Origin of the sequence: Halocatena salina, from assembly GCF_023115355.1 — an archaeon.
Lineage (GTDB): Archaea > Halobacteriota > Halobacteria > Halobacteriales > Haloarculaceae > Halocatena > Halocatena salina.
The window spans coordinates 252,202-271,040 of the sequence record NZ_CP096022.1; the positions used below are offsets into that span (position 1 = coordinate 252,202).

The following is an 18,839-nucleotide window of genomic DNA, read 5'->3' on the forward strand; positions in this document are numbered from 1 at the left end:
TATATGTTGAAAATGCATTTAGAAGGGTGTCAGATTCTCAGTGGTTGCGCGTGAAATACTGCTCGGCTCAAGACGTGTTTCTGAGGTATTTCTACATTCGTGCTTGCTTTCGCTTAGATACGTTGTCGGAGATCGTCAACAACGTTCGCTGTTGTACTTCCTCCTCCCAAATCAGGCGTTCGTGGAGCACCGGGAGTAGATAGCTGTTCAGTAACGGCATTCCAGAGCGCAGCGGCAGCGTCATTCTCTCCGAGATGGTCGAACAACATCGATCCTGAGAGTACGGTTCCGAGAGGATTCGCAATACCCTGATCGACGATGTCGGGAGCACTTCCATGAACCGGTTCAAACATTGACGGATAGTCGCCGGACGGATTGATGTTCGCTGACGGTGCGAGACCCATGCTTCCGGTGATAATCGCGCCAATGTCTGTAAGAATATCTCCGAACAGGTTTGAGGCAACGATGACATCGAAATCCTCTGGACGACGGATGAGATCCATACTCGCGGCGTCAACCAGCAGCCGTTCGACCTTGACATCAGGATAATCGACCGCTATTTCTTCAACTATTTCGTCCCAAAAGACCATACTATACGCTTGTGCGTTCGACTTCGTAATACTGGTCAGCATTCCGTCCCTCCGACTCGCGGCGTCGAACGCAGCTCGAAGGATTCGTTCAGTCCCTTCTCGCGTGAATGCAGCACTCTGTACAGCGATCTCGTTGTCGAAACCGGAGTGTTCGCGTCCACCGAGATCCGAATACTCACCTTCCGTATTTTCTCGATAGACGACAAAGTCGATATCGCCTCCAGTGTAGCCCGCGAGTGGACTTTCAATCCCATCGAACAGGACTGATGGCCGCTTGCAGATTCCTTGATCGAACCCTTTGCGGATCGGAAGGAGCAGACCATGAAGAGTGACGTGGTCCGGAACATCCGGATGTCCAACCGCGCCGAGGAGAATCGCATCGTATCCGCGCAGTGTATCGAGTGCGTTATCCGGCATCATAGACCCCGTTTCAAGATACCGCTCGGTCCCCCAATCGTATCGCGTCGACTCGAACGAGAAATCAAACGACGCCGAGACATCCTCGAACAGGGGTTGCACCGCATCGACAACTTCCGGACCGATACCGTCACCTGGAATGGTGGCTAACTCATACGCCATACTACACCGATTTCGGTCATAGGATAAAAACGCTACGGCAATAACAGTTGTCACCCCATCCTCCGACTAGCACAGCGAACGATTACGGTGACAGTAGTCCGATCGTCGCTGGACTGTGGATCTGCGTCGTTTCCGTCGGCTCACGCTACCCGATTTTTGAGATCCTCTTCCGACTGGAAGCGCTGTACGTTCTCTTTCACGACGGCAGCAATATCACGGTGGTAGCGGTTCGTGGCAGAACCTTTGTGGGGGGAAATGATGACCTCATCCATGTCCCATAGGGACGACTTCTCGGGCAAGGGTTCGGTCTCGAAGACGTCCAACGCTGCGCCCGCAATGGTTCCCGATTTGAGGGCAGTAACGAGGGCGTCCTCGTCAACAATAGGACCACGAGCAACGTTGATGAGATAGGCGTCATCGCGCATCGTCTCAAGTTCGGCAGTGCTTATCAGATTCTCCGTCGCTGGCGTATGCGGAATAGCGAGGGCGACAAAGCGTGCATCTACAATGGCCTCATGGAGGTTTGCAGGATCATAGATGGCAGAAACGCTGGGGACAGGCTCGTCGGACCGTCGGACGCCGACGACGTCCATTCCGAGCGCATCGGCGCGACGAGCGATACCTTCACCCAACGTCCCAAGCCCGACGACACAGAGGCGCTCCCCTGCAATCGTGAATGGACGGTCGTACGTAGGCGTATACCAGTCGTGAGTGTTCTGGTAGTCCCGGTAGAGATGCAGCAACCGGGACAGTGAGAGCATATAGCCGACGGAGATCTCTCCGACAGTAGCGCCGTGGATGCCTGTACTGTTAGTGAGTGGAACGTCAGCGGCCTCATAGGCATCAGTATCAAACTCGTCATAGCCAGCTCGAATAACATGAACCCATGCGGCATCCAGAAATTCTGAGCGCGGAGTGAAGGAAGCAACTGCGTCGGTCTCGTCATACGTCTCATCATCACCGACGAGCTCTGTTGGAATATCGAGATCGTCGAACGCCTCAATGAAGGCTTCTACGGGGATTTTTTCATCGACTGAGTTATGGATGCAGAGCCGTTCAAGTCCATGTATCTCGGTCATACGCATCTGAGTACGAGAAACGAGACTGAATATTTTTTGGAATTGGCAGAATGTTCATCTATTGTTTTATAGTAGCTGCAGATACTGGTTACACCGGATCATATGGTTCAACAGGTACGTCTCGCCCGCTATACGATCGGTCGACGGGTCCACTCTCCCTTGTTTTGTTCCTCCGAGATCAGACCGTCTTCGGCCAGCTCGAGCCGTATAACGATAGTACTGTGGTGTCCATTTCAACCACGACGGGCACTCACGATCGTTTGAATCACTGCTAACCCCTAATGATCAAACTGACAGGCCATTATCGAGTGCACGAACTGTATCTGCTACGAATCTCATACCAACTAACGGTGTCTATAAGAACTAGTGGCACATATCGCATCAAGACTAAACAGATACGGCATATCTGTTTCGTATTGTAACAATTGCGTTCACAGATGGGGCTGAAGGAGGGACTGCCTTGTAAGTTACAGTTGTACATGTGTAACGGCGCACCATCCGTACGCTATCCAGTGTTGTCCCGATCTCCACGGAGGTTCACTTACGCAAAACTCCGAGTCTGCCTGCGTATATATTGACAATAGCGAAAGTCCTATTTTACATTTTGAAACCGTACTTAACCGTTACAACCTAGTAATACTCGACGTTGAGTTCAATTATGTTCTTTGCATTAGATAATTTTTCTGGAATATCTTTCGTGAATCGTTTTTCTCCCATTCGACTCGTTGGGCCGGAGACGCTGATTGCGCCGAGGACCTCATCGTCTGTCGTGGTAATAGGCATCGCAACGCATCGTAGTCCGTTCAACCGTTCCTCATCATCAAAGGCATAACCTCGTTCACGAATTTCGGTGAGTTTGGCAGTTAACTCCGCACGATCTGTTACCGTCTTCTCGGCCGCTTTAGGCAACCCATGATGGTCAACTATCTCTTCGACCCGTTTGTGAGGCAAGTGTGCGAGAATCGCCTTTCCAAGAGCAGTTGTATGAAGGTAGACGCGCATGCCCGCGTGGGTATCGAGATTTACCGCCTGCTCACTGTTGGCTTTTAACAAGAAAACACCCATTCCGTGCTCTTCGATCAGTAGATTCGCCATCTCGTTAGTTTCGTCCGCCAGTTTGTGTACCTCCGGTGCGGCGATTTCGTACAACTTCTTCCTGTTTCGTGCGTGTTCACCATAATTCAGAAATCGTACCCCAATCTGATATGTACTGCCGTTTTTGATTAGGTATCCTTCGCTTTCGAGTGTGTTGAGGTATTTGTAGACGTTGCTTTTCGACATGCCAAGATGATCAGCTGCTTCGCTGACACCTGCTCCATCCAATTCTTTGATCGCTTCAACGACTCTCAGAGTGGTCCGGGCAGTTTTCACCTGGCTTTTCTGCTTTTCCGCCATGATGTACTATTTCAAAAAACCTGTTTCTCATTAATATAGGTGTCTATTTATAACCTATTAATATAATAAGAAATTTTATAGAATCCGAACGTACGAATAGGACGATCGGCTCAAGGATTCTCCGTTGGATGGGCACGGTTTCAATGGCCTATCCAGGAACAATAAGAAACTCGTAAGTTTGTACCTTCAGGAGGTTTGGATGCAGAGAGCAGTCCCATTCCGCCTGTCTCATTCAGTTGCCAGTTCAGCAAGTCCTTCAGCTATTATTTTCGTTGCCGCTGTACAGCTCGTCCAGTCGGTCCACTCTAACGGACTGTGAGATATCCCCTCATAAGAGGGGGCGAACACCATCCCCACATCAGTGCTATTCGCGATATGCATCGTATCGTGTCCTGCTCCTGAATGAAGTTCGAGGGCTGAGAGTCCAACCCGAGACGCTGCATCGTGAAGCGTAGTTATACAGTGGTTGTCCATGACGACCGGTTCGATATCGTATGGACGCTCGAACGTAGTAGTGACACCGCGTTCAGTCTCAAGTCGATAGAGACAGCTCCGGACATCGTCGACGATAGACTCCATCAGATCATACGTAACATCTCGGATGTCGATCCCGAGTTCGACCGTACCTGGAACCACATTGATAGCGTTTGGGCCCACGTCAAGCGTACCAACAGTTCCGACAGCAGTCTCCCCATTGGCATCTACGATGTCTTGTGTTGCCGATTCGACTTCGAGAACCAGCTCGCTCGCTGCCGCGAGCGCATCGTTTCGATCCGCCATCGCTGTACACCCCGAATGGTTGGCCTCTCCATTGATTTCGACTCGACAACGAATCGTTCCCGTGATCGATGTTACTATTCCCACATGAACGCCCGCATCTTCGAGACGTTGACTCTGTTCGACGTGGAGTTCCAGCCACGAATCCCATCTGCTCGCGTCTAATCGACCGTCGCCTCGAAATCCGATATCGGTCAACGCCTCATCAAGCGTCACACCGTCGCAGTCCTCAAGTGAGAGTGCATCCTCAACCGCATATTGACCACTAGCGACAGAAGAGCCGAGTACACCATCTGAGAACCGTGCCCCCTCCTCTTCGGTGAAACACACCACGTTGATGGGTCGCTGTAAATCAATGTCGGTTTGTTGTATCGCACGGACCGCCTCGAGAGCACCATAAACACCCAATACACCATCGAAGATACCACCTTTCGGAACCGAATCAAGGTGGCTACCAGTAGCGACTGCTGGTGTGGTTGGGTCGACACCGTCAGGCACCCATCGTCCGACGATGTTACCGACCGCATCAACCCGAACATCGAGACCAGCCCGTTTCAATCGATCGACGAAGTACTCCCGAGCGTCTCCATTGGCTTCTGATCCAGTCAACACCGTTCGACAATGGCCCTGCTCGACTGGAACTTTGCCGTATTCCGCGTTCGTCGTGATATCACTCCGTAGCCGATCTTCGCTAACATACTGGTGAACTTCTTTGTTCATACCTTATACCATGTGTGATTATAGACTGATGCAGCTTGAAACTATCGAAACTAACGATCTTTCTGATTTTCGGTAGCCGCCGTGAATAATCCCTCCGTTCGGCGTCAAGCATCGCTTCGACGGTACTACAGAGAAGGGTTTAAGCGCCGAGAGGGAACCGCTATACCTCTCTGACGACGATTTCCTTCATTCCGTTTTCGAGTGTGTCCTGTTCCAGTGCCACGAGGTCTTCCCTGGACGCATTGAGTGTTGCGACGTGATTCCCTGCAAGCTCTCCTGCTGGACTCTTAAAACACGTCGGTCCACATGGAACGAGGATTTCCTGTTCGTTGCGATACCCTGGATAGAACAGGATGTCGCCGCGTGAAGGATAGACGGTGTGATTCTCACGAGGAATCTCCGGAAGGTCGATTTCATCGATGTTGATCCAGGTCGCGTGACCACTCCAGCGGACATGCATGAGGTATGACTTGAGTGGAAGGAACTCCCGGAGTACTTCGATCGAACGCGGCGCATCGTCTTCGAGCAAATCTGCCGTAAATACGGTTCCCTCGATATCGAATTCGAGTTGACCCATATCTCCAGAGGCATTCCCTCAGGTAATAAATGTTTCGGTCATGGTTTTTCATAACAACTGAACACCTGCCAGTACTGTGTCCCTCGTCGCGTTCCCACCAGAACCGACCCGTCACTATCGATATTATCGGAAGAATTTGTCTCAATCAACAACACTTTATGATTCCAAAGAACCCTACGTAGTATGGGCATAGAAGAAGATTCACTTGAGTATCACCAGCAGGACCCCCCCGGAAAGATCGAGATGTCAACTACCAAATCGACGAGTACCCAGCACGATCTCTCACTCGCATATTCGCCAGGGGTCGCAGCGCCGTGTGAAGCGATCGCTGCTGCGACCGACGAGAGTTATTCATACACCGCCAAGGGGAACTTGGTTGGTGTAGTTTCGAACGGGTCAGCCGTACTCGGACTTGGCGACATCGGTGCACAAGCCTCAAAGCCAGTTATGGAAGGGAAAGGTGTTCTTTTCAAGCGCTTTGCTGATATCGATGTCTTCGATATTGAATTAGATCAGACCAAATCAGAGGATATTATCAAATCAGTACAAGCGATGGAACCCACGTTCGGGGGAATCAATCTCGAAGATATCTCATCTCCGAAGTGTTTCGAGATTGAGGAGCGACTGAGAGAATCGATGGACATCCCAGTGTTTCACGATGACCAACATGGAACAGCCATTATCTCGGGGGCAGCGTTGCTCAATGCGGCAGCACTCGTTGAGAAGGACATTAGCGATATGCGGATCGTCTTCTCTGGAGCAGGCGCGAGTGCGATCGCAACAGCCAGATTTTATATTTCTCTCGGGGCAAAAAAGGAGAACATCGTTATGTGTGATTCCTCTGGAATCATCACCCGAGCTCGGGTCGACCACGACGATTCCCTGAACGAATTCAAAGAGGAGTTCGCGCGTGATGTGCCCGACGGCGAGTTGGCAGATGCCATGAAGGGAACCGATGTGTTCGTCGGCCTTTCAGTTGGGGGGATCGTCTCCCAAGCGATGGTCCGGTCGATGGCTGACGATCCGATCATCTTTGCTATGGCCAACCCTGATCCGGAGATCGGCTATGAGGAGGCCAAAGCGGCCCGAGACGATACGGTCATCATGGCGACGGGACGGTCGGACGATCCCAACCAAGTCAATAACGTCCTCGGGTTCCCATTCATTTTCCGGGGAGCGTTAGACGTGCGTGCAACCGAGATTAATGAGGAAATGAAGGTGGCTGCAGCAGAATCACTCGCAAAATTAGCGCGTCGAGACGTTCCCGATGCAGTGGTGAAAGCATACGGTGATCGGCCACTTCAGTTCGGTCCCGAATACCTGATTCCGAAACCCGTAGATCCCCGCGTGCTCTTCGAAGTCGCTCCCGCTGTCGCCAGAGCTGCCGAAACAAGTGGGGTAGCCCGCAGACATCTCGACAGCAACACGTATGTCGAGGAACTCGAAGCTCGCCTCGGTAAATCCAGAGAGATGATGCGGGTGGTTCTGAACAAAGCGAAAACAGATCCCAAGCGTGTCGTACTAGTAGAAGGCGATGACGAGAAGATCATTCGGGCCGCCTACCAGATGGCTGATCAAGGAATCGCGGAACCGATTCTTATCGGCAACTCCGGATCGATTTGGAACACCATGGAAACCCTGTCGCTGGATTTCGAACCTGAAATCGTCGATCCTGCCGAAGATCAAGTTGGACCCTACGCAGAGAGGCTCTATGACCTTCGCAAACGCAAGGGTGTTACTCATCGTAAAGCGACCGAGCTGATCCAAAACAGGGACTTCTTGGGAAGCGTCATGCTCGAAATGGGAGATGTCGACGCTATGTTGACGGGTTTGACTCACGACTATCCGTCTGCTCTTAAACCCCCGCTCGAAATTATTGGTACCGCTGCTGATGCGGAGTACGCGGCCGGTGTCTACATGCTAACGTTCAAAAATAAGGTCGTTTTCTGTGCTGATGCCACAGTTAATCGGGATCCGGACGGGAAAGCCCTCGCAGAGATCACGAAACACACCGCGACCCTCGCTCGGCGATTCAACGTCGACCCACGCGCTGCACTGCTGTCATACTCGAATTTCGGCTCTGTCGTCGACGAAAAGACCCGAACTGTACGAGACGCAGTCGAAATTCTCTCGAACGACCCGAGCGCGGATTTTACTATCGATGGAGAGATTCAGGCTGATGCGGCTGTCGTCAAAGAGATGCTGACTGATGAATACGAGTTCTCAGAACTCGACCGTCCGGCGAATGTGCTTATATTCCCGAATCTGGAATCCGGGAATATCTCCTATAAGCTTCTCCAGCAACTCGGGGACGCAAAAGCCATTGGGCCGATACTAGTTGGCATGGACAAACCCGTTCACATTCTCCAGCGCGGTGATGAAGTCAAGGATATCGTCCATCTCGCAGGCATTGCGGTCGTTGATTCGCAGTAAAGACGGATCCAAAAATTGATTTCTATTTCTTGAATTTATATCTGTATGTGATCATTTGAATAGATATACATAATATATTATTTCCCTAGAAACATTTATAGATATTGAATTCCAAGGAATCGTTCATAGCATGAATGTAACAGACAGTATTGCCCATATCTTAGCAGAAGAGGGCGTCGAACACCTGATCGGTTTCCCAAGTAATCCTCTTTTCGACGATAACGCTGCTGAGAAGGCAGGTATTCGGCCAATAGTCGTTCGACAGGAACGGACCGGTGCGCACATGCTCGACGGGATCGCCCGCGTCACATCGGGAGACCAAGTCGAGGCATTTGCCTGTCAACACGGTCCCGGGACCGAGAATTCGATTGGAGGACTTGCGCAAGCGTACGTCGAATCAGCACCGATGGTTGCGTTCCCAGCAGGTTACTCCCGTGCGAAGACCAACACCGATCCGAAATTCAGTTCGCTCATAAACTACCAGCACGTTACTAAAACGACCGAGCAGCTGACCGATCCCGATGCGGTCGACGAAACAGTACGGCGAGCGTTTCAGGCAGCACGCAATGGGCGACAACGCCCCGGGCTCGTTGAGATACCGAAAGACGTTTTCGACGAAGAAATCGGTGAAATCGAGTACTCGCCCACAACTTCGACGCGAACTGCTCCCGATCCGGATGGTGTCCCTGAGATCGCCGAAGTGCTTCTCGAGGCCGAACGACCGGTCATCAACGCTGGTCAGGGGGTTCATTACGCGAAAGGCTGGGAGCCGCTGAAGGAAGTCGCGGAGCTCTTGGAAGCACCGGTAGCTACCACCCTCAACGGCAAAAGCGCGTTCCCAGAGGACCATCCGCTCTCCCTAGGGGCTGGAAGCAAGAGCGAACCCCGCGAACTTAACCACTTTCTCGAACAGTCGGACGTGATCTTCGGTATCGGTTGTAGCTTCACCAAGACAGCCTACGGTATCACTGTGCCGGAGGGGAAGACAGTTATCCATTCGACGCTGGACGCAGGTGATATCGACAAGGACGTCAAATCTGATTACGCTCTGGTTGGGGACGCCAAGCTGACCCTCGAAGCACTCAGAGACGAAATCGCCGATCAGCTCGATGGCGAACCACGGGGTCGCCTAGCTGAGGTAGAAGCGGAAATCTCATCGATTCACGAAGAATGGGTCGAGGACTGGCGACCGAAACTCACCTCAGATGAGACACCCATCAACCCCTACCGGGTCGTCCACGAACTTGACCGGACCATCGAGAAGGAGAGTATCATCGCGACCGCCGACGCCGGTAATGCGCGTGACTTCATGGCCCCGTTCTTCGAAGTGACCGAGCCACTCTCTTACGTCGGCTGGGGAAAGACCACGCAGCTCGGCTACGGACTCGGACTCATGATGGGTGCGAAGCTCGCCCATCCCGAGAAAGTCTGCGTCCATGTCATGGGCGACGGTGCGATCGGCATGACAGGGATGGACTTCGAAACAGCTGTCCGCGAGGACATCCCTGTCCTGGAAATAGTGCTGAATAACTTCGAGATGGCGAGTTATGACACGCCGTTCTCCGGGCATTACGCCGATTTCGCCGAGTCGATGGGTGGCTACGGCGAACGGATCGAAGATCCCAACGAGGTTGCCCCAGCTATCCAACGCGGCGTCACGGAAACTGAGGAAGGGACGCCGGTCTTATTGGAGTTTCTCACAGCCAAAGAAACGTCCCTCTCCCGGCCCGATCTCGCGTGATGGGTGGACGACCTACAGTATAATATAAACCCATCTCTCCTTCGTGTGCTGTGAACTATCGAGGTCGTGGACAAGCACATAGAACAGCTGTACTCGCTAGCGAGACGCGTTACACACTCCAATCGGGGATATCACGCTCAATGAATCGTCCGTGGCCACGTTCTCCCACGACTTCGTCATCTACTGCTACGATTTTACCCCGAACCAATGTTGTCGTCACGGTGCCTGTCACCTCACGGTTTTCGTAGATCGAATAATCCGCCTTCGAAACGTTGTCTGCAGAAGTTATGGTGTGCGTCTTTTCGGGGTCGAACAGCACGATATCCGCATCCGTACCGGGATCGAGTGTTCCTTTGTTCGAAAGACCGAACGTCTTCGCAGGATTTGTAGACATGACGCGAACCAAGAACGGATAAGAATACCCACGATTGTTCACTGCTTCATCGTGGAAAACGGGCAAACTGACCTGTAACCCATTCGACCCAAACGGATCCTCCCACCACGGCCGATCTTGTTTGATAGCTGCTTTCTGTGCAACGTGATCGGTCGAGACAACACTCAATACGTCCTCTTTCAGGTATTCGAACATCGCATCATTGTCGTCATTCGAACGAAGAGGGGGTGCTATCTTCGGAAGGTTTCCTTGGGTTTCGTGAGCTGACTCGGTCAGCACAGTGTAATGGGTACACGTTTCACCTCGGACCCGGCTTCCATCGTTTCGATGGTGGTCAATCGCTGCTGCAGCCCTTCGGCAACTGGTGTGAAGCCCGTAGTACTTTGCCCCGGATTCGTTTGCGATTCGTAGTGCATCGTCTGCCGCCATCGCTTCGGCACATTCCGGTCGTGACCCGGGATACTGCACGGGATCGTCCTCGCCAGCAGTTCGTAGTTCCGACGTCAGCGCACTACAGACCGAATCATCCTCGGTGTGCATCACGCCAACAGCACCGAGGTCACTAAGACGATCGAAGATCTTGTACAGAAACCCATTCGAGAGACCGAAATCGTACGTTGTATACATCTTAAACGACGTGATCCCCGCATCAACGAGTTCTTCTAACTCTTCGAACAGGCCATCGTCCTCTCTGAGAATCCCCCCGTGCAAAGAATAGTCGATGAGTGCCTCGCGTTCATTTTCTCGTTTGCGGGCAAGTCCATCAAGGAGTGAGCCGTCTTTATTCCACGGGCTTCCCTCGCTGACGTACGGTTGCCACGCGAAATCGATAACAGTCGTCACCCCTCCGAGTGCAGCTGCACTCGTTGCCGTCGCGTAGGAGTCGATGGAGACGTGATCATCGATGTGTACGTGCGGATCAACGATGCCGGGCATCACCAACTGCCCGGAAGCATCGATAGTCCGATCGGCATCTGGAAGTGACCGTTCTGTTCCTACACCAATAATTGTGCCTTCGTCGATCGCAATGCTGGCATCAAACATGGTTGTTGCTGTGACGACAGTCCCACCAGTGATGATCGTATCGACAGCCATCATACGACAATCTTTATCGGCAGTATTATATGTTATGGTCGAGGTGGATTCTGAACGATTACATATTGACCCATCCAGTCGGTTCAGGGGATTCGGAACTTACATCGAACGTCTATGACCCGTTCAAACCGTTCCTACCGTTCAGTACAGATTCTACAGATTCGATCGCGTCCACCAACGTCGATACCGATGTATTTAGTTCAGAACCTGATAGTTCGAATCTATACGCTGGCCCTCCGATCGAAAGGGCACCGACGACAGTGTTTTGTGGTCCGTTGACCGAAGCTGCAATCGCATGGTAGCCCCGCTCTAGCTCCTCATCGTTCGTCGCATATCCTTGTTCCCGGATTCGCTCTAGTTCATCGAATAGCTCTTCTGGGTCGGTTATCGTGTTTTCCGTCGTCGCAGAAAGACCATAGCGATCGATGATCCGCTCGACTAGCTCGTCATCGTATTCAGCAAGAATTGCTTTGCCAGGTGCTGAGTTGTGCATGTCGTATTTGCTTCCGACGGTGAGGAACTGACTACCGGCCTCCGGATTGGATGGGTTTGCATCACCCATGACGTATTCGATCGTGTACATCTGTCCATTCTCCTCGACAGCGAAGTACACTTCTTCGTTCGTCGACTCTGCGAGACGGTAGACTTGAATCTTGATAGGCTTGTACAACTGCTTCCTGTTTCGTGCATGCTCTCCGAACTCCAAACACCGCAACCCGATGTGATATCGTCGCTGTTCTCGGACAAGGAGTCCTTCCTCTACTAGCGTTGCCAGATGGTTGTGGACGGTACTTTTAGCCCGGCCGAGTTCCTCCGCGAGGTCGGAGAGTGTCGCGCCCTCCATCTCTCGAACGTGTTCAAGGATTCGAATCGACGTCTGAGTCGTTGTAACCGTTCTAGCCTTGTTCGTATCCATCATTGGCGTAATGAGAACTGATACTATTTAAATATTCGGTATATGTGAACAGCCACCTGGTACTGACTGATCACACGATGGGGATACCGGATAGTTACCCATCTCTTCGGCCAGAGACGAATCCGAAACACTGGATGAAGCGTGTGAATCCCTGAGCAAACAGGGCTGGACAGGAAAGTCAGATCTACATATATTGCGTGTTACAGCGTCAGAGATGACTCCGTGCGACCATTATAACACATTCACGTCCGAAGATCATTCACATATCGTGAATTCATTCTCTTTACTACATATCCATATCCATCATAACATTTTATTTCACTAACTTGCAGAAAAATATTAGATATATTATCAAGATATTGGATATGGATACCCAGTCGTTCTATATGACTTGAACGATTGGTTTGTCGGCCGGCCCTGAGTTCGGAATATGCGAACAACCATCATTATATTATAATTATATCTACTCTGTCTTGATCTACGATGCAGTCGATGAGAAGTACGAACAGGATGCTAGACGGCATCATCTTATCTCTACTTGATACCACTGAGCTATATCGTACAGCGGCTCGCAGATGCATTACATACGTACTTTTGTAACCCGCACAGCGGGTAGCGAGTCGAAGATGTATTACACACGTACTCTTGTAACGGGAACACTCGATGACCGAGTGAACAAGTACGATTTACGGCCGACTAATTAGATTCACTGGATCACATTAGACTAGCAGAATATAATTTAGTATAATAATTATATATCTATTATATGTTATATAAGATTAGAGAGATAATAGATCAAAGTGTATACAGCATTTTGGGAACCACGATATCTCTTGAGACAGCTCTATGAAACATAATCTATATGGTATCAGGACTGTCCTCTCGTTGACGAGAGGATACCAAATACCCTCATTTCCTACTTCCCCACTACAGAAATAGAGGTGATTAGAATTATAATAATATTATATAATGAATAAACTACATTCTATCTGGGCCAGATAGATGCTACAATAGATTGAGATAATGGTTAATGAAGAAACGTCGTATTTTGTCACGTTTTCATGAAAAGTCAGGTGCACTGATGGCGGAGGATTGATCATATAGAATATATGAATTCAAGGCAAAGGCTAATACGTATTAATGACCTATCATTCACTGATGACTGTCTCGTCAGACGATAGCGTATCTCAGGGCTTTTTCGCCTATTACCGAGCGTATGCTCGTTCTGGGATACACGCAGCAAGCGCAGCAGCACTGACTGCACTGATCGGGCTTGCCAGTTACACCGACAACAACGGATACATTCTGCTGGCGATCACAGTCTACGTGGTCCCGCCAATATTTCTGTACCTCACTGCGGAGGGGGAGAACGTGCCCTCTGTTGTGGGCGACGAAACCGCCGATAGCGACAAACTCAAACACAGTGATAGAGATGGAATGGAGATCGATCGCTACGACGACTCTGCTGTGAGTGGTAAATCAGCGACCCGAGCAATCAACGCGACAGATGCTGACGATACCACCACGAGAGTGGGGGAACGCTCGCGAAACGATACGGGTGAAGATACGGTAGTAGCCGATTTCGTCACCTCAAAAACAGTTGGTAGCGAACACGACGCTAGCAGTCAGCGCAACATCGACTCCGAGATCGAACACGACTGGATCGAGGCCGAGACGCCAACTGAAGAGACGCTCCTTGATGTCGTTTCCACCAACAACGGCGCGTATGCAGTTGGCGAGGGCGGTGTCGTCCTCACCACTGCGGGCGAGGAGTGGTCGATCGCGCTCGAACGCGGTCCCACAGCGAATTCGAACACCCTTCGTGGTATCGACGCCACTACGGATGGCAAAACAGTGTGGTTCACTGGTGACAGCGGCGTACTCGGACGTTATGAAGACGGACGACTTACCGACCACTCCGCGCCCCGAGATCAGACGAGCACGTGGGAAGACATCGCCGTCACTGGTGCGACTGGTAACGAGCGGATTCACCTCGTCAACGGCTCTGGCGAACTCCTCAGTGGTTCATTCGAAAGCGGGAACGTCTCGTGGGGTAACATCAAACAACCGGGCAGCGGGTCAAGCATTTCGAACATCACGTTTGTTGATAGCGACCACGGGCATATTTGTGACACCAACCAATGCGTCTACGAGACGACCGATAGCGGCGAGAGCTACAAAAGGATCGGTATCGAAGACGCAAACGCCACATTCACCGGCGTCGGAGCCACTGGTTCGATGGTAGCCGTTGCTAGCGACGATGGTTCGGTGTTCCGCTACGACGATGCTGTCTGGACGCGGCTTCACGTCGGTAACGCGCTTTTTGCTATCGATCTTATCGAAGAAACAGGCCTCACGACGGGAGACGGTGGGACAGTTTACGAGCTCACTGAGGATGGTTGGAAGACAGTCGAAACACCGACCGATGCCGACTTATACGGGATCGATATCGGGGCTGACGACAGCACACCGTCCCTTGATGTCGCAGCCGGAACCGATGGGACGGTTATCGAACGCCATCGATAGATCGGTTTTTACCGCGTCTAAAAGCCACGGTCATCGCTTTGCTCCGCTCCGGAGCGAATAGAGGTGTTAGTGATGTTAGATGTCGGCGCTCAGGGTGGTCATCTCAATTCGAGTCAGACGGATGATCTTCGACGCAATCAAGCCCTCTACCCCGTGTGATTCACTGGCCAACGGTCCGTTCGGTATGTACGAACGCGTGTTTTTAGTGGATATCTTTCATGTCTTCGAAGGCCGATCGTGCAATAAGACCCAGATTTATCCTAAGAGATGTATCCTCATATAAATAATATTATTTAATATTTATGAGGTGGATGATTTCCTAATGAGACCGTAATAATGAATCTGCTCGGTAGCGAACAGGGGGATTTCTCTGTTCTTTCCCAGCCGTCTACCCAACGGAATTTCCTAGAGACGGTCCCTGAGGGACCCTATGCGATTGCTGATTACAGTGACACAGTGTATTCAACCACTGCTGTCGGATAGTTCGATCCGAAGGTCCGTTACAACAGTACGTATGTAATGAAATTCACGATCTAACGCAGGATATTTACGAATACGAAACTCCTGTTCGTGACAAAGCTCGATCCCAGTAACGTGAATCCTGTCGATTATCTCCAGTTCAAAGGCAACAGCCAGTACGCAGCTGCCTATCGTCCTTGATCACCTGAACTCTCCCGCATAAATATCATATTTATATCATTTTTCGAGATGTTCTGATAAGTTATCTGAGTCACCGACGTGATCGGTGCGTTACATCACAAATAACTTCCATAGATGACGGAGCCCTCCACGCCTTCGATATGGTATCTATCATCTATACCCTATTCATATGATACATTAAGTTCTATGATGTTTTGAGCATCTAAGACCAACTGCGGAAGTTCTTTCTCGAATCGTTCACCGTTTAATCTACTCCGTGGACCCGATACACTGATTGCTCCGAGTACTTCTCCGTCTGAATCTGTTATCGGGGCAGAGATGCAACAGAGCCCGTATAACCGTTCTTCCTTGTCGTACGCCCATCCTCGATCTCGAATCGAACGTAACTCCTCAAACAGTTCGGACTCCTCAGTAATCGTGTGCTCAGTCATCCGAGCAAGCCCATGCTGGTCGATGATCTCAATCACACGTTCTTCAGGTAAATATGCGAGGATAGCTTTACCCATGGCTGTCGTATGTAAATACACATCTCTTCCTGCGTGCGTGTCGAGGTTGACTGCTTGATTGCTATCAGACCTATAGAGGAAGATGCCACGGCCGTGCTCTTCAACGAGGAGGTTCGCCATCTCATTCGACGCTTGGGCCAACTCCTGTATCTGTGGCTTTGCCGTCTCATACAACCTCCGACGCCGACGTGCTTGTACTCCAAGACTCAAAAATGGAAGCCCTACGTAGTACGTGTCATCATCCTCTTTGACCACGTATCGCTCTGCTTCAAGAGTTTTGAGGTGTTTGTACACTGTACTTTTCGATAAGCCAAGTTCTTTTGATATTTCTGTGACTGTGCTCCCGTTCTGTTCGTGGAGCACTTCGACGACGCGTAGTGTCGTTGTTGCAGTCTTGACTTTGGTTCCGTTTTTTGTAGTCATGTATTCTTCATCTTGGATACACCATCCGAAGTTAAAACGGTTGTTCTTCATGCACAAATTGGTTTTTACTATACATGGATTACCGTTCGTATCATTTATATTACTTCATCATATACGAGGTCGAAGGCAGCACGAATACGCTCGAAATACCCAACGGGCACAAAACCGCTCGATATATTCATATTTTTACTCAATCAGCACGACGTGTATATCAGATCCAACTACATTGGACCATAGGATTCCGCTGGGCGAAGAGACAACTTCGTCGATCCTGCAATATTATCTACTTTTATTATTAATGATTAATAATTCTATACTACAATCCAACGATGTAATGCGATCGTCCTGTGAAGTGGTGCTCCCGGATCTTAATTCACCACATTTAATAATGTTCGAGTTGCCACTCCGAGTGACTAGGATGACTGCAATCGACGAGCGGATACACGATCGGAAATTCGTGCGGACGTTCTTCACGACCCCGACGGCGGTCGAAGAAGACGATACTGCCAAGATGTTGCGCAGCGCGTCCCAGCTTCGCGGGATGCAAGCACCCGACGTTTGGGTGCCGGACAACGAAGACGCTACGGCGCCAAATATGCGCGACGAAGGCGCCAGAAACATCACTGAGGTCGTCGCCGAGGCGGGCGAAGACGTCCCCGGCGAAATCCACCCCCGCGTCGTCTGGCACCGGGACAGTCCCGAGACGCGCTACCGCGGCTTTCAGCATATGCTGGAGATCGCCGACCCAGAAAAGGGCGCTGTTGAGCACATCGACGGGTTCGTCATCCCCGAAGTCGGGGGTATCGACGACTGGAAAAAAGCCGACGAATTCATCACCATCGTCGAAAACGAGTACGGTCTCAAGGAAGGAAGTCTCGCGATGTCGGTCATTATCGAGTCTGGGGCAGCCGAACTCGCCATGGAGAAACTACGTGGTGAGATGGGCAAGCCCACGAACAACCTTGAACGGTTATTCCTGCTGGTCGACGGCGAGGTCGACTACACGAAGGACATGCGCGCCATCACCCCGACGGGTGAACTCCCATCGTGGGACGAACTGCGCCACAATACCTCACGAGCTGCCAGTGCAGCCGGTCTTATCGCGATCGATGGGCCGTACGACGATATCCGTGATGTCGAAGGCTACCACGAGCGCATGCAGAACAATCAGGCTAAAGGACAGCTAGGCATCTGGTCGCTAACGCCAGGGCAAGTCGTCGAGGCGAACAAGAATCCCCTCCCACCCACAGAGGGCTACTGGCTCATCGATGAGGATGGCCGTGAGGTCGAACTCAAGGAGCAGGATGATATCCAGGTTTACAACGGCAGCCGCATCGCACTTGAAGAAACAGGAGAAGGCTACATCCTCACGATCGGTAGTGATCAGCTTGAGCTCGAAGACGAGGATGCACTCCAAGAGGAACTGCTGGGGTTACTGTCCTACGTGCCGAGCCTAGACGACATTGTCGACTCCATGGAAGAATTCGAGGCTGCTAAGGAGGCAGGCCAAGGAGCCATTGCTATGACTCAGTCGGCCACCGTCAGTATCGACGGCGTCGAGACCGACATCAGTCGAGACCGAATGTGGGACGAGGCGACCTATCAGGCCCTCCAGACGCCAATCACCTACTTCCAGGATATCTACGAGAGCCGACCAGACCAGCACGACGATCTCGCCGAGCTCTACAGCGAGGACATCGTTAACCGCGCGATGGACGTCGGAAACTAAAGCCGACCACGTTACTGCTGTTTTCCAATAACTGGTTTCCGAACACGACATCTCGGTGGTGGCCAAACGATAGATCCCCAGTGTCCACATCCTCACTATCATAATCACCACTTCAACGAAGCTACTCAAACGGTGTGGCCATCCACGACACACCGAAGTACCGTTTTCATACGACTGTGGCCTGCGAGCCGCCTGCTTCGAGAAGTGCACATACCGACTAATAACGATCGAAAACTGGCTAGAAAACCTCGATCGCCTGAGCATTCCGGGACTTGAAATGACCGATGGATCCGTGGCGTACGTCATCCCATTCTCGTTAACCTTTTCGATATACGAAATTTGGCGGCCAAGGCTGAAAGACGGCCACGCGACTGCCGATCGATTGTTCGGCGATGTGAATCCCATCGGAAAACCCTGATCACCTTCGGACAGGAGCGTGGGAACTACCCGACAGCGACCGAAGAACGCTATTCCGGCGTCGATCGTGGCAACGGCTTTCCGGTAGCCGAGTACTCAGAGAGAGTGGTCGTGGGCTACCGCCACTTCGATGAACAGGACATCGAACCGTTGTTCGCGTTCGGCATGGGCTACGTACACGTCATTCGCACATCACGATCTGCAAGTGACCTCAAATAACCGATTAATTGACTAATCCCGAGTGGCGGTGAAACAGTTGTCGAGAACATTGGCGAACGGACA

General features: G+C 51.2%; 13 protein-coding genes. 5 read left to right on the forward strand and 8 right to left on the reverse strand.

All coding sequences use genetic code 11. From position 1 onward, the window contains the following. Positions 1-113: 113 nt before the first annotated feature. The 5 genes from MW046_RS18190 to MW046_RS18210 all read right to left on the reverse strand — a co-directional run bounded on the left by MW046_RS18190 (position 114) and on the right by MW046_RS18210 (position 5,717). Positions 114-1,169: an isocitrate/isopropylmalate dehydrogenase family protein gene (locus MW046_RS18190; protein ID WP_247995644.1), complete on the reverse strand. Its 1,056-nt coding sequence runs from the start codon at positions 1,167-1,169 to the stop codon at positions 114-116. Between the two features lie 140 nt (positions 1,170-1,309). Then, entirely contained in the window at positions 1,310-2,248 is a 939-nt protein-coding gene (gene ddh, locus MW046_RS18195; RefSeq protein ID WP_282190252.1) for a D-2-hydroxyacid dehydrogenase, read from the reverse strand. Between the two features lie 630 nt (positions 2,249-2,878). Beyond that, positions 2,879-3,643 carry an IclR family transcriptional regulator gene (locus MW046_RS18200; protein WP_247995645.1) on the reverse strand — a complete coding sequence of 255 codons (765 nt, stop codon included), beginning with the start codon at positions 3,641-3,643 and terminating at the stop codon, positions 2,879-2,881. Positions 3,644-3,871: 228 nt separating this feature from the next. Then, positions 3,872-5,140 carry a M20 family metallo-hydrolase gene (locus tag MW046_RS18205; protein ID WP_247995646.1) on the reverse strand — a complete coding sequence of 423 codons (1,269 nt, stop codon included), beginning with the start codon at positions 5,138-5,140 and terminating at the stop codon, positions 3,872-3,874. 160 nt (positions 5,141-5,300) lie between these two features. Further along, a complete protein-coding gene (locus MW046_RS18210; RefSeq protein WP_247995647.1) occupies positions 5,301-5,717 on the reverse strand; it encodes a DUF3830 family protein in 417 nt (138 codons plus the stop codon). 183 nt (positions 5,718-5,900) lie between these two features. Here MW046_RS18210 and MW046_RS18215 point away from each other — a divergent pair, with 183 nt between their 5' ends. Beyond that, positions 5,901-8,150, forward strand: a complete 2,250-nt coding sequence (locus tag MW046_RS18215) for an NADP-dependent malic enzyme (protein WP_247995648.1) — start codon at positions 5,901-5,903, stop codon at positions 8,148-8,150. A gap of 130 nt (positions 8,151-8,280) precedes the next feature. After that, positions 8,281-9,891, forward strand: a complete 1,611-nt coding sequence (locus MW046_RS18220; protein ID WP_247995649.1) for a thiamine pyrophosphate-requiring protein — start codon at positions 8,281-8,283, stop codon at positions 9,889-9,891. A gap of 109 nt (positions 9,892-10,000) precedes the next feature. Here the strand turns inward: MW046_RS18220 and MW046_RS18225 are convergent, their stop codons facing one another. Both MW046_RS18225 and MW046_RS18230 read right to left on the reverse strand, forming a co-directional pair. Continuing rightward, entirely contained in the window at positions 10,001-11,380 is a 1,380-nt protein-coding gene (locus MW046_RS18225) for a dihydroorotase (RefSeq protein WP_247995650.1), read from the reverse strand. Positions 11,381-11,492: 112 nt separating this feature from the next. Further along, positions 11,493-12,299 carry an IclR family transcriptional regulator gene (locus tag MW046_RS18230; protein ID WP_247995651.1) on the reverse strand — a complete coding sequence of 269 codons (807 nt, stop codon included), beginning with the start codon at positions 12,297-12,299 and terminating at the stop codon, positions 11,493-11,495. A 1,155-nt stretch (positions 12,300-13,454) separates the two neighbouring features. Here MW046_RS18230 and MW046_RS18235 point away from each other — a divergent pair. Next, entirely contained in the window at positions 13,455-14,822 is a 1,368-nt protein-coding gene (locus MW046_RS18235; RefSeq protein WP_247995652.1) for a beta propeller repeat protein, read from the forward strand. An 821-nt stretch (positions 14,823-15,643) separates the two neighbouring features. Here MW046_RS18235 and MW046_RS18240 read toward each other — a convergent pair. Then, on the reverse strand, positions 15,644-16,462 hold the full coding sequence (locus tag MW046_RS18240) for an IclR family transcriptional regulator (protein WP_368411449.1): 819 nt from the start codon (positions 16,460-16,462) through the stop codon (positions 15,644-15,646). 376 nt (positions 16,463-16,838) lie between these two features. Here MW046_RS18240 and aceB point away from each other — a divergent pair, with 376 nt between their 5' ends. Continuing rightward, on the forward strand, positions 16,839-18,140 hold the full coding sequence (aceB, locus tag MW046_RS18245; RefSeq protein WP_247995885.1) for a malate synthase AceB: 1,302 nt from the start codon (positions 16,839-16,841) through the stop codon (positions 18,138-18,140). Between the two features lie 339 nt (positions 18,141-18,479). Next, a complete protein-coding gene (locus MW046_RS18250; RefSeq protein WP_247995653.1) occupies positions 18,480-18,776 on the forward strand; it encodes a hypothetical protein in 297 nt (98 codons plus the stop codon). Positions 18,777-18,839 lie beyond the last annotated feature (63 nt).

Coding starts and splice junctions, on each gene's coding strand:
- MW046_RS18235 (WP_247995652.1), top strand. CDS start 13,455: ATGACTGTCTCGTCAGACGATAGCGTATCTCAGGGCTTTTTCGCCTAT.
- MW046_RS18215 (WP_247995648.1), top strand. CDS start 5,901: ATGGGCATAGAAGAAGATTCACTTGAGTATCACCAGCAGGACCCCCCC.
- MW046_RS18240 (WP_368411449.1), bottom strand. CDS start 16,462: ATGAAGAACAACCGTTTTAACTTCGGATGGTGTATCCAAGATGAAGAA.
- MW046_RS18190 (WP_247995644.1), bottom strand. CDS start 1,169: ATGGCGTATGAGTTAGCCACCATTCCAGGTGACGGTATCGGTCCGGAA.
- MW046_RS18200 (WP_247995645.1), bottom strand. CDS start 3,643: ATGGCGGAAAAGCAGAAAAGCCAGGTGAAAACTGCCCGGACCACTCTG.
- MW046_RS18230 (WP_247995651.1), bottom strand. CDS start 12,299: ATGATGGATACGAACAAGGCTAGAACGGTTACAACGACTCAGACGTCG.
- MW046_RS18205 (WP_247995646.1), bottom strand. CDS start 5,140: ATGAACAAAGAAGTTCACCAGTATGTTAGCGAAGATCGGCTACGGAGT.
- MW046_RS18210 (WP_247995647.1), bottom strand. CDS start 5,717: ATGGGTCAACTCGAATTCGATATCGAGGGAACCGTATTTACGGCAGAT.
- MW046_RS18225 (WP_247995650.1), bottom strand. CDS start 11,380: ATGGCTGTCGATACGATCATCACTGGTGGGACTGTCGTCACAGCAACA.
- ddh (WP_282190252.1), bottom strand. CDS start 2,248: ATGACCGAGATACATGGACTTGAACGGCTCTGCATCCATAACTCAGTC.
- MW046_RS18220 (WP_247995649.1), top strand. CDS start 8,281: ATGAATGTAACAGACAGTATTGCCCATATCTTAGCAGAAGAGGGCGTC.